The 12719-nt window shown below is 63.3% G+C and carries 9 protein-coding genes; 1 reads left to right on the top strand and 8 read right to left on the bottom strand.

The genetic code is table 11. The features are described from left to right. Nucleotides 1-141: 141 nt before the first annotated feature. From PH551_RS22195 to PH551_RS22160, 8 genes are all read right to left on the bottom strand, one after another. Nucleotides 142-1302, bottom strand: a complete 1161-nt coding sequence (locus PH551_RS22195) for a glycosyltransferase family protein (protein ID WP_285195006.1) — start codon at nt 1300-1302, stop codon at nt 142-144. Further along, complete coding sequence (locus PH551_RS22190; protein ID WP_285195005.1) at nt 1284-2531, bottom strand: glycosyltransferase; 1248 nt, start codon at nt 2529-2531, stop codon at nt 1284-1286. Before PH551_RS22190 ends, PH551_RS22195 begins: the two co-directional genes overlap by 19 nt. A gap of 9 nt (nt 2532-2540) precedes the next feature. Next, nucleotides 2541-3749, bottom strand: coding sequence for a glycosyltransferase family protein (locus tag PH551_RS22185; RefSeq protein WP_085780648.1), 1209 nt, complete (start codon nt 3747-3749; stop codon nt 2541-2543). Nucleotides 3750-3846: 97 nt separating this feature from the next. Further along, a complete protein-coding gene (locus PH551_RS22180) occupies nt 3847-5019 on the bottom strand; it encodes an ABC transporter permease (RefSeq protein WP_285195004.1) in 1173 nt (390 codons plus the stop codon). After that, nucleotides 5019-6017 carry an ABC transporter permease gene (locus PH551_RS22175; protein WP_085780650.1) on the bottom strand — a complete coding sequence of 333 codons (999 nt, stop codon included), beginning with the start codon at nt 6015-6017 and terminating at the stop codon, nt 5019-5021. The genes PH551_RS22180 and PH551_RS22175 overlap by 1 nt, the downstream gene beginning before the upstream one ends. 3 nt (nt 6018-6020) lie before the next feature. Next, complete coding sequence (locus PH551_RS22170; protein ID WP_285195003.1) at nt 6021-7928, bottom strand: ABC transporter substrate-binding protein; 1908 nt, start codon at nt 7926-7928, stop codon at nt 6021-6023. Next, entirely contained in the window at nt 7928-9817 is a 1890-nt protein-coding gene (locus tag PH551_RS22165) for an ABC transporter ATP-binding protein (protein ID WP_285195002.1), read from the bottom strand. Before PH551_RS22165 ends, PH551_RS22170 begins: the two co-directional genes overlap by 1 nt. A 156-nt stretch (nt 9818-9973) precedes the next feature. Then, entirely contained in the window at nt 9974-11317 is a 1344-nt protein-coding gene (locus PH551_RS22160) for an adenylate/guanylate cyclase domain-containing protein (RefSeq protein ID WP_285195001.1), read from the bottom strand. A gap of 967 nt (nt 11318-12284) precedes the next feature. Between PH551_RS22160 and PH551_RS22155 the strand changes: the two genes are divergently transcribed. After that, nucleotides 12285-12608, top strand: a complete 324-nt coding sequence (locus PH551_RS22155; protein ID WP_085780892.1) for a DUF736 domain-containing protein — start codon at nt 12285-12287, stop codon at nt 12606-12608. Nucleotides 12609-12719 lie beyond the last annotated feature (111 nt).

Genomic DNA, 12719 nt, shown 5'->3' with positions numbered 1-12719 from the left:
CGGGCGCGGGGAGGGCAGGAATTGTCGAGAACAGGACCATGCAGCCGGACCGCCGATATCGCAATGAAAACAAGGCGAAGGGACCGGCTGCAGAAAGGCCGATTCTCGCCGGAACTCTGCTTATATCACAGGACTTTTAAATTAGGCGAGCGATTCGGCAATCAGGGAGCGAATGATGGCAGCCGTCTTCTCCGCCCCGTCGAGATCGAGCGAGACCGGCTCCTGCCGAGGCGCTGCCAGCGCCTTTTCGACAGCCTCTTTCATATGGGCCGAGGTCAGCCCCTGTTCCGGCAGGACATCGGCAAGACCCAGCGCCTGCAGCCGTTCGGCGCGCACCGTCTGCTCGGTCTCGCCGCCGGCGACGAAAGGGATGAGGATCGGCCGGCACTCGGTGCGCAAGAGGTCGCCGACGGTGTTGTAGCCGGCCTGCGAGATCGATACCCTGGCACCGCGCAAGAGCGAAGGAAAATCCCTGCGGAAGCGCACCAGCGTCACATTCGGGGCTGCGTCCCGCGACAGTCTGGCGAAATCGGCCTCCGGCAGGTTGGGACCCGAGATCAGCAGCCAGCGAAGATCGACCGGCAGCAGCGCCGCCGCCTCCTTCGCCGCGCCGATCAGCTCGGCGCCGACCGCGCCGCCGCCGGCCGATGCGATGATGTCGAAGGTTTCCGTCGGTTCGGGCGCCGGCGGCGGCGCGACGAGGCCGGTATAACGCAGCCTGTCGGCGATCTCAGGCGTCAGCGGGAAGGTATCCTCGAGCCTGACGAAGCCGGGATCGCCATGGACAAGCACGGCGTCGAAGTGATCCTTGACCAGGGCGACCGTCTCGGCGTCGCGGCCGGCCTTGCGGTTTTCCTGCAGGATGTCGCGCACCGAGCTGACGAGTTTTGGCCGCGGTTCGGCCTGTTCGATCGCTTGAAGCAGGGGCAGGAGTTCGAAGCGCATCTGCCGCCGGCCGAAGGGGAAGGCCTCGATGATGACGACATCGGGCCTTGCGGCATGGAAGGCGTCGAGCAGCAAGTTCCGGCGAGCGGCCAGGAATTCTTCGCCGGCCGGCCGGCCATCAGCATCGGCAAGGCCAGAGAAACCGGCATTGCTGGCGACGACCGCCGGCAGGGCGACGGTCTTCACACCCTCGCCGGGAAAACCCGGCACCGGCAGGCCGCCGGTCACGACGGTGACGTCGAAGCCGTCCCTGACGAGTGCATTGGCGATGCGGCTGGCGCGGGCGATGTGGCCGATGCCGAGCAGATGCTGGACATAGAAAAAGATGCGCGGTGCCATCATGACGCCTTCTGCCATTCGGCCTCGAACAGGCCGGCGAGCTGCCTGATGCTGGAATGATAATCGAACTCCTCGCGCACCCGCCTTTCCGCGGCGTCGCCAAGGCGCTGGCGCAGCGCCGGATCACGGATCGCCGCCTCCAGCGCGCTGGCGAGCAGCGCCGGATTCTCCGGCGGCACGACGAGGCCATTCTCGCCGTCCGTCAGCAGCTCCGGCACGCCGGATACCGTCGTGGAGATGCAGACGAGGCGCTGGCTCGAGGCCTCGACCAGCACGTTCGGCAAACCGTCGCGGTCGCCGTTGGCGGCGATGCGGCAGGCGAGCGCAAAGAGATCGGCGCGGCGGTAGTGATCGAGCACGTCTTCCTGTGCCATGGCGCCCTTCCAGACGATGCGGCGGGAGAGGCCGAGCTCGGCTGCGAGCGCCTTCAGCCGGGCAAGCTCGTCGCCGCCGCCAATATGCTCCATGCGCCAATGGAGATCAGCCGGCAGCAGCGCCAGCGCCCGCAGCAACACGTCGTAGCCTTTCTTCTCGACCGCGCGGCCGACGCTGAGAATGAAGGCCGGATCGGCCGGGTCGTTGCCGGTTCTCTCAGAATGCGCGCCGGAAAAATGGCCGAAGCGGGCGAGATCGAGGCCGTGATAGCTCAAATGTATGGCCTGCTTGCGCGATGTCAGCATGCGCATGTGTTCGTAGCCGGTCCGGGTGCAGGTGACGGTCCAGCGGGCGCTCTTCAGCTTTTCCTTCAATTCCCAGTCGGGCGAGGTCCATATGTCCTTGGCATGGGCCGAACAGGTCCAGGGCGTGCCCGTCAGGATGCTCGTATATTCCGTCACCGAGGCCGGCGTATGGATGAAATGGGCATGCAGCCACTCGCCTCCATCCGGCCATTCGCGCGCCAGCACCAGCGCTTGACCAAGGCGGCGGAAGCGGTTGCGGGAGAGATCGCGCTTGAGGTCGGCAAAGAAGCGTTTGATCAGCGCTTTGAAGCGGGGTTTGCCGTAGGCGGCGGCGAGGCCTTTCAGTACGCGGATCGGCTCATCGTGCAGATATTCGGGCAGATAGAGGACAGGCGCCTTGATCTCGTCATGCACCGGATGGCGCTTCTTGTCGGTCGGTCGGCGCATGGAAATCAGCGTCAGGTCGAAGCTGGCCCGTTCGAGGCCGAGCAGTTCCTGGGCGATGAAGGTCTCGGAAAGGCGGGGATAGCCTTTCAGCACGACGAGGATCTTGCGGCGTGGCGGCAAGGCTGTGCCCTATTCTGCGCCGACGACGGCAAGGTGGGTGGCGCGGCCGTCGAGCCATCGGCCGACAGTCTGCGAGATGTGGTCCAGCCCTTCGAGATGCATATTGCTGCCGCTTTTCGACGGCGGCAGCCGGGAGGGCAGGCGCTTCAGCGCCGCGGCCATGATGGCCGGATCGGCCGATTGTTCCGGCAGCAGCATGTCGACGAGGCCTAGCTCACTTGCCCGCTTTGCGCGCAGCAGCTGTTCCTCGCGCGGCTTGACGCGCGGCACGATAAGGGCCGGCTTGTCGAAGGAGAGGATCTCGCAATAGGTGTTGTAGCCGCCCATGGCGACGACGCCGGTGGCGCCGGCGATCAACTCTTCCATATGATTGTCGAACTCGATCACCTCTATATAGGGAATGGCTTCGCCCTTCTGCACCAGCTTGGCGCGCTCGGCGGCCGGCATATAGGGCCCGAGCACGACGAGCGCCTTCTGCGTCAGCGTCGGATCGGCCTCGTAGGCGTTCATGACGTCGTGGACGAGATCGGAGCCGTCGCCGCCGCCGCCTGTGGTGACGAGCAGGTAATTGTCCTTGCGTGCGTTGATCGAGCTCTTGCCCTTGGAAACGCTGCGCTGCAGGAAGCCGACAAAATCCATTTTCCGGCGCAGGCTGGCCGGCACGTCGAGACCAACGAGCGGATCGTAGAAGTCAGGCGGGCCGTAGACCCAGACGCTGTCGTAATATTGGTCGATCTTCTGCATGATGCTGTTTTTCTTCCACTCGGCCTCGAGCAGATGCGGCGCGTCCATGATCTCGCGCAGGCCGAGCACCAGCACGGTGCCGCGGGCCTTGAGATAGGCGAGCGTATCCTCGACCTCGCCCTTCAATCCCATCGGCTCCTTGTCGACGATGAAGATATCCGGCTGGAAGGTCTCGGCCGTATGGCGGATGCTCGATTCGCGCATCTTCAGCGTCTCGTGGAGATCGATATGGCTGGCGAGTGACGTATATTCGCCGTTGCGCAGCTTGATGACGCTCGGGATCTTCACGAAGTCGACGCGGGCGCGGTAATCGAAGGCGCCGGCGATCGTCGCCCCCGAAATGATCAGGATGTTGAGGCCGCGATAGTCTTCGACCAGCGCATGGGCGATGGTGCGACAGCGCCTAAGGTGGCCGAGGCCGAAGGTGTCGTGGCTGTACATGAGGATGCGAGCATCTTCGAGACGTCTGGCCATGGGTGTTCCCTCCGGGGTGAACAACATGAATTAGTACCCCCACCGTCCGGAGGCCAAGAGGCGGGCGCGGTGCCGGAAGGCGCCGCCGAGCTTCCCGCTATTTGTAGGGATCTGCCGCATCGCGCAAGCCGTCTCCCAGAAAGTTGAACGCCAAAATGACAAGAACAACAGGAATGATCGGAAAGAGCAGCCAAGGATAGAAGGCGATGACGCTGACGCTTTTTGCCTCGGTCAGCAGAATGCCCCAGCTGGTGATCGGCGGCCGAAGACCGAGGCCGAGGAAGGAGAGCGCCGTCTCGCCGAGGATCATGCCGGGGATCGAAATTGTCGCCGAAGCGATGAGATGCGACATGAAGCCCGGCACCAGATGCCGGCCGATGATGCGCGGCGTGCTGGCGCCCATCAGCTGCGCGGCCTGTACGTAATCCTCCTCACGCAGCGCGAGAAGCTTGGAGCGCACGGCCCGCGCCAGTCCGGTCCAGTCGATGATGCCGAGGATGACGGTGATGCCGAAATAGATGACGATCGGACTCCAGGTCACAGGCATGATGGCGGCGAGCGCCATCCACAGCGGCAGGCTCGGCAGCGATTGCAGCACCTCGATCAGGCGCTGGACGATGAGGTCGAAGACGCCGCCCCAGTAGCCGGCAAGGCCGCCGATGACGATGCCGAGGACGAAGCTGATCGAAATGCCGATCAGGCCGATCGTCAGCGATATGCGCGCGCCGTAGAGGATGCGCGACAGCACGTCGCGGCCGAGCCGGTCGGTGCCGAGCAGGAACATCTGGCCGCCGATCGCCGGGCACACGAGATGGTAGTCCGAGGCGACGAGACCCCAGAATTTGTAGGAGTCGCCGCGGCAGAAGAAGCGGATCGGCTGCACGTCGTTCGGCCTGTCGGTATAGACGCGGTGCAGTGTGTCGAGATCGAGCGTCATGCTGCGGCCGTAGACGAAGGGACCGACGAACTCACCCTTGTCGAAGAAATGGACGGGCTGGGGTGGCGCGTGGATGAAATCGACATTGCGCGTGTGCAGGCCGTAGGGCGCCAGGAACTCGACGATCAGGATCATCAGGTAGATGGCGGCAAGGAAGATGCCGGAGATCAAGGCGAGCCTGTGCTGCTTGAACTTCCACCACATCAGCTGTTTCTGCGAGGCGAGATGGATGCGCGATTGCGCCGCCGTCATGCTCTCGGTCCCGTGCGGATCGAAGGGCGCGGTGGAGACGTAATGCGGCAGCGGCGCGCCGGGTGCGGGAAGGGGCGACATTATTTGGTGCTCCTGCCTTGCAGTCGGATGCGGGGATCGAGGAAGCCGAGGGCGATATCGGAGATCAGCACGCCGATGACGTTGAGGAAAGCGAGGAACATCAGGAAGGAGCCGGCCAGATACATGTCCTGGCTCTGCAGCGCCTTGATCAGCATCGGCCCGGTCGTCTCCAGCGACAGGACGATGGCGACGATCTCGGCGCCCGAGATGATCGACGGCAGAATCGAGCCGATGTCGGCGATGAAGAAATTGAGCGCCATGCGCAGCGGATATTTGACCAGGGCCCGCATCGGATGCAGGCCCTTGGCGCGGGCCGTCGTCACATATTGCTTCTGCATCTCGTCGAGAAGATTGGCGCGCAGCCGCCGGATCATGCCGGCCGTGCCGGCCGTGCCGACGATGATGACGGGGATCCAAAGATGCGCAAGGATCGACTTCGCCTTTTCCCAGCTCATCGGCGCGTTGAGATATTGCTGGTCCATCAGGTGGCCGATCGACAGCCCGAACCAGACATTGGCGAAATACATCAGGATCAGGGCCAGCATGAAGTTCGGAACGGCGATGCCGAGCAGGCCGAGAAAGGTCAGCCCGTAATCGCCCCAGCTATACTGATGCGTCGCCGAATAGATGCCGATCGGAAAAGCGATCAGCCAGGTGAGCAGGATCGTCGTGAAGGAGACGAGGATCGTCAGCCACAGCCGTTCGCCGACGACGTCCGAGACCGGCAGCTGGTATTCGAAGGAATAGCCGAAATCGCCGTGCAGCATTCCGGCGACCCAGTAAAAATAGCGCACGATTTCCGGCTTGTCGAAGCCGTATTGCTCCCGCATTTCCTCGATTTCCTGGAGGTTGGCGGTCTCGCCGGAGGCGCGCAGCTCGGCGATCTGGCTCTCGAAGAAGTCGCCGGGCGGCAGCTCGATGATCGTGAAGACAAGCGCCGAAATGACGAAGAGTGTCGGCACCATGGCGGCGATGCGCCAGAGAATATATCTGAGCACGCCTCAGGCCTCCTTGTACCAGAAAACATCCGGCATGTAGACGCCGAGATAGGAGGTGGGATCGAAGCCGTAGAGCGCTCTCTCCGGCAGGTTCTGCAGCTTGGCGGCGCGAAGGATCGGCTGCAGCGTGCTGTTGATGAGGCCGATCGAGAAGACCTGCTGCGTATAGAGCGACAGCATTTTGTGCCAGATCGCCTGACGCTCCTCGAACTTCGCCGTCGAGCCCCATTGGCCGAGCAGGTCCACCAGCTCTGCAGCTTCCGGCAGGTCTGGTGCGACGCCTTCCTGGCCGGCGGAGAGATAATGCATGCCCCAGAGCGGCCATTGCAGCTGATCGTCGAGCGTCGGCGCAAGACCGGACGGCGACATGTCGGCCGTCGGCACGCCGTTGTCGAGACCATACCAGATCGACATCATGATCGTGCCGCTCATGGCGCGGTTGCGGAAGACGTCGCGCTGCGAGGTGCGGGTATAAAGCGCAAGGCCGATATCGGCCCAGTGATCGTGCACCAGTTCCAGCACGTCGGTATCGAGATTGCTTTCGCCGGCGGTCTCGACGGTGATCTCGGCGCGCCGTCCGTCCGGCAGCAGCCTTATGCCGTCGTCGCCGCGCGTGGTTAGGCCAAGCTCGTCGAGCAGGCGGTTGGCCTCATCGGGATCGAACTTCACGAAGGCGTCGGCATATTCCTGCTTGAAGAGCGGGCTGTCGGGCAGCACGGTATCGGCGCTCGGCGTGCCCAAGCCATAGAAGGCGACCATGTTGATCTCGTGCCGGTTGATCGCCAGCGACAGCGCCCGGCGCAGCCGCGCGTCGCGGAAAAGGCCGCGCCACACCTCGTCGGCGCAGTTGAGATTCGGCAAGAGCGTGATGCGCGAGCCGCGCGCGACCTTCCAGAGATTGACCTTTACGGGAAAGCGCTTCTCCGCCTCTTTAAGGAAGGTGTAGTCGTTGAAATCGATGCCGGTCGCCTGCAGGTCGGCCTCGCCCGCACCCGCTTTGGCGGCGATGATCGACGAGGAAGAGACGTTGAGGACGAAACGGTCGAGATAGGGAAGCTGCCTGCCGTTTTCGTCGACGCGATGAAAGAACGGGTTGCGCTCGAAGACGAATTGTTCGGCTGGCAGCGCCGTCGTATTGTGCCAGGGATCCAGCGTCGGCAGGTTGGGATTCTCGGGCCGGTAGGAGCGCGCCATCTTGATGTGCAGGTCCTGCCATTTCTTGGCGCGGTTGGCCTGCATCATCTGTTCCATCTTCGCCTGGTCGGGCTGATACTTCTTGTGGAACTGCTTGAGGTAATGCGCCGGCCCGAAGATGACGAGGGGTTGCGGGCCTGCCAAGCTCGGCAGGAACATCGGGTTGGGTTTTTCCCAGGTATAACGCACCGTCAGCGGATCGAGCATCTCGAAGCGCGGCAGGCTGCCGTGTGGACGAAGCTCGAGCGCACCGCCGCCCGGCGTCAGCTTGTCGTTGAGGATGACGTCTTCCCACCAGTAGCGGAAATCATCGGCGGTGAACGGCGCCCCGTCCGACCATTTATGGCCCTCGCGCAGCCTGAAGGTGAAGATCGTGTCTTCCTCGGAACGGAAATCAGCCAGAATGTCGGGCTGGAACTGCAGGTGCTTGTCGTAGCCGATCAGGCGGGCATAGCCGTAAATCGTCATGAAGCGGATGTCGCGCTGGCTGCCGATGATGGTGCGCACCGTGCCGCCATAGGCGCCGGGTTCGAGCCCCATCTCCTTCAGGTTGAAGATGCGCGGGCGCAGCGGAATGCGCTCTGCCATCGGCGGCAGGCTGCCTGATGCCAGCCGCTCCTTGAGGAATTCCGGCTCGCCGGCCTGCTCGGCCCGCAGCACTGCGGGCGCGATCGCAGCACCGACGAGGCCGCCCAGAAAGGTGCGACGCGTCACCATCAGCGCAACTCCCGGATATCGGCGCCCTTGCGGGCGCGCACCAGATGGCCGTCGCCGAGATCGGCATAGGCAAGCTCGGCCGCGTCGTCATGCTCGGCGGTGAAGGTCTTGCCCCAGTTCTGCTTGTCGGCGGCGCCGTTTTCCCGGAGCGCCCTGAAGTCGAGCGGCCGGTCGAGATCGGGGAAGGGGACGGCGGCGAGCAGCGATTTCGTATAGGGGTGCACCGGATCGCGCAGAATGATCTCGCGTGGCGCGATCTCGACGATACGGCCCTTGCACATGACGGCGATGCGGTCGGCCATGTAGTCGACGACGGCGAGATTGTGCGAGATGAAGAGATAGGTCAGCCCCAGTTCCTTCTGCAGGTCCTTCAAGAGGTTGAGGATCTGCGCCTGAACGGAGACGTCGAGCGCCGAGACCGGCTCGTCGAGGATGACAAGCTTCGGGCCGAGCGCCAGCGCGCGGGCAATGCCGATGCGCTGGCGCTGGCCGCCGGAAAAGCTGTGCGGGTACCGGCTGAGGTAACGCTTGTCGAGGCCGATCGCACCCATCAGCCCCTCGACCTTGCGCTTGCGCTCGGCACTGTCGCCGCGGTCGTGAATCTCGAGCGGCTCGCTCAGAATGTTGCGCACCGTCATGCGCGGCGAGAGTGAGGAGACCGGATCCTGGAACACCATCTGGATCTTGGTGCGCAGGTCCTGCAGCTCGGCGCCCTTGACGGTGAGCACGTCGATGACGTCCTTGCCGTCGTTGAACACCACAGAGCCGCCATCGGGGGTGACGGCGCGCATCAAAATCTTGCTGAGTGTCGTCTTGCCGCAGCCGGATTCGCCGACCAGGCCGAGGCATTCGCCGCGGCGGATGTCGAAGCTGACATCGTCGACCGCATGCACGACGGCGGCCTCGTGCTTGCCGAACAGGCTGCGCCTACGGGTCCTGAAGGTCTTCGACAGATTGGCGACGGAAAGCAGCGTGCCCGGGGTTTCGGCCTGCAGCGGCTTTTTCTTGCCGACCAGCGTCTCGAGATTGACCGGCACGTCGCGCAGTGCCTTCAGCCGCTCGCCGGGCTTCATGTCGAAATGCGGCACGGCGGCCATCAGGGCCTTGAGATAGGGATGCTGCGGGTTACGGAAGATCGCTTCGACCGGCCCGGCTTCCATGATCTCGCCGTGATAAATGACGACCACCTCGTCGGCCATATTGGCGACGATGCCGAGGTCGTGAGTGATGAGCAGCATCGCCATGCCGAGCTTGGCCTGCAGATCGCGCAGCAATTCCAGGATCTGCGCCTGGATCGTTACGTCGAGCGCCGTCGTCGGCTCGTCGGCGATCAGCAGCGCCGGCTTGCAGATCAGCGCCATGGCGATCATCGCGCGCTGGCGCATGCCGCCCGACAGTTCGAAGGGATACATGTCGTAGGTGCGGTGCGGATTGGAGAAGCCGACGAGGCCGAGCATCTCCTCAGTCCTGGCGCGCGCCTCCTGCTTGTCGACGTCGGTATGGATCAGGAGCACTTCGCTGATCTGGTTGCCGACGGTGTGCAGCGGCGACAGCGAGGTCATCGGCTCCTGGAAGATCGTTGCCATGCGCTTGCCGCGCAGATCGCGCATCTCTTCACTGTCGCGCGGCAACGATAGGATATCGGTCGTGCTGCCGTCGAGCGGGTCAGTGAAGAGGATGCTGCCCGACGCCTTGGCCGGATTGGGCAGAATGCCCATGATGGCTTGGCTGATCACCGATTTGCCGGAACCGGACTCACCGACGAGAGCGGTGACCTTGCCCGGAAGAATGCGGAGATTGGCTTCCTTTACGACACGCAGACGGTCGCCGAAAACCGAGAAGGAGACGTCGAGATTCTCAATACGCAACAGATCGGCAGCGGACGCCATACCAACGAAATTCCCCAGTCTTCTATGTTCCCGTTAAGGCAACACTATCGTACCGCAAACGGGGTGTCTAGCTGATGACAATCAAGGGGAAATTGCCGCGTTTCACCGCCTCTGTCCGGAAGAAACACGCCATTTCAGCGGCCGCAATCTGGCGTTTTACTGGACGAACTTCTCCATACTTGTGCGCTTGACCTGTTTCTTGGCGTCGCGGTGCAGGAGAATGACCTGTTCGGCTTCGGAAAGTCCGTTCTGCACGGCCTCGCGGAAATGTTCGTCGACATGGACCTCCGGGGCCGGGGCACGTGGCTGTAGCACCGTCACCTTCTGGCGGATGCCGCGCAGCTTCTCCTCGCCGAGGGTCGTCCATTCGCCGCCGCAATAGCCGGCGAAGGCCTGGCTGGCGACGACCTCTCGGCCGTATTTCTTGGTCAGGATCTGCAGACGCTGCACCTCGTTGACCGCCGATCCGAAGGCGGAGAAGGTCAACCGGTCCTTGAGGCCGACATTGCCGAACATGACGTTGCCGACATGCAGGCCGATACCGTAACCGATCCTGGCCAGACCCTTTTCCTCGCGGTCGCGGTTGAGTTCGGCCACCCGCGCCTGCGCCTGGTAGACGGCCGAAAGTGCTGACTCGCAGGCGATTTTGGACGGGTCTTTGTGACGCCCGCAGGGATAGACGGCCAGAAAGCCGTCGCCGAGGAAGCTCAGAATCTCGCCGCCATTGCGGTTGAAGGGGGCGGCGATCGCGTCGAAGAACTGGTTCAGCGTATCGATATAGGCCTGCCTTCCTTCCTTTTCGGCATACATGGTGGATTCGCGCATGTCGCCCATGACGAGGGCCGCACGGATCGTTTCGCCGTCTCCGCGGCGGATCTGGCCGTTCAGCACCCGCTTGCCGGCGTCGCCGCCGAGATAGGTGGTCAGCATGTTGTTGGCGAGCTTGCCGAGCACCGCCATCTTGGCGGCGACCGCCAGATGGTTCTGCATCCGGAGCAGCGCGTCGATCATGTCGTCGGTAAAACCGTTATGATGGTCGGTCGACCAGGAGCCCATCATGCCTTGCACCGAATCGTCGCCGAAGGGCTGCACGAAGGCGAGATAATCGGTCATCCTGTCCTTGCGCAGATCCTCGAAGATCGGGAATTCGGCCGGCCCTTCCTGCATCAGCCGCCGGCGGATGTGCTGCAGGTTGTTGTCGAGCAGGTAATAATAGGGGCTCTGCAGGAAGCGGTCTGGCTTCTGGCCGGCGGGCATTCGGAAGCCCTCGATGGTGACGCCGCTGGCGCGCCGCCAGGTGAAGCTCAGCGCATCATAGAGCGGATGCAGCATCGAAAAGGTCAGGTGCACGCGCGCGATGGGCAGGCCGGCGGCGGCAAGTCTTTCGCAGAAGCCGCGCACGATGTTTTCGAGGTCGTCGCCGGCCAGCGAGGAATGCGTCAGCCATTCGGCGACCCGGTCCAACAGGATGGAGGACACGCTGGATTCGATCGTGCTCATTCTCGGTATGATCCTCATAAGGCACGCCATCCCCAAGAGCCAAAAATCCCCTGGCCGACGCATTTTCATGCGCAGGTCCACAAGGAAATCAGGATGTACGAGCGGTAATAATTGTCAACGATCTGCCGAAAGCCCGGCAGCAGCGCCCCCCGGCTGGGGGATCGGACGGGAGGTCCTTTCTCGGTGGTTCAATATCCAACTCAGATAGGGATGCTGCATATGCGAAACAATGGGACCCGGACTCTTTTGTGCGTCGAAGTTGCAGCAAAAGCTGCCGCCGGGGCATTTCGGCCACACCCCCCGGAGGAGGGGTCTAAATACCGCCCGAGGCCGCCAAGAATGCCCGGGGACGGGAGCGCCGGTTGGCCGCCAAGGCACAATAGCAGCCCAGCCAGGCTGGCATCGAGATGGCGGGCTGGCTGTTGCTGCTGACGTCGCTCACAGCCGACGACTGGCCGCCGAACGGCTCGCCTCGGCCGATCGGCTGCGATGGCAGATCGAGCTGAGCTTCAAACGCATGAAGTCGCCGATCGCTTGGAAGACCTTCGCGCAAGGGATGCCGACCTGGTCCGCCTGTGGATTAACACCGCCCTGCTCGCCGCGCTGCTGGCGAAAGACGACCTGCCGACGCTCGATTCGAGGCGCCGGACACTCTCCCCTTTTGCTCGAGCCGATCGAGCTTGCCGATCCGGGGTCTCGTCGGCATCTCTATCGCCGTCTTGCACCGCGCCACTGATCCTCGCCCTCTTGCTCAGCGCAGAATTGGGCTGCCGTGATGGTTGTCACCGGCTTCGGTCGCCGTTCAGGACCATTCCCGTTCTCTTGTGTCGCCTTTCTAAGGGACCGGCCGCCGTCAGCGTCAACCCGCAAGGGGTTCCCCTGCGCTGGCGCTCCGGTGACGCCTGCGGCTCGGTCCCTTCTTCGGGCGCCATCGGGAATGGTCCCGAGCAACCGAAGGAGACATACAATGGCAACCACGATCGCAACGCTTACGCAAAAGACCGACGGCAGCCTTGAAGGCATCTTTGCCACCATCCGGGTCAACGCCCCGATCGCCATCGTTCCCAACGCCAGCAAGGCGAGCGACGATGCACCCGACTACCGCATCATCCACCGCAAGACCGGCTTCGAAATCGGGGCGGCGTGGAACCGCATTGCCCGCCAGACCGGCGAGGAATATCTCTCCGTCAAGCTGGAGGCCCCTGAGATCGGCGTGATCTTCGGCAACGTCGCCCAGGCTCCTGGCGGTGATCCCGGCAAGAAAGTCATCCTCTGGAACAGCCCGAACTGAAGAGCGACTCGAGCGGCCCCGAGCGATCGGGGCCGCCTTCGCCGTTTCGCGATTTGTTACGGGCGGTATCGGGAGTGAACGCGGGCGTCGAGCCCGCATTCACTCCTACTG

The sequence above is a fragment of the Rhizobium atlanticum genome (assembly GCF_030182485.1).
GTDB lineage: Bacteria > Pseudomonadota > Alphaproteobacteria > Rhizobiales > Rhizobiaceae > Rhizobium.
This window is presented reverse-complemented; position numbering and strand designations above follow the sequence as displayed.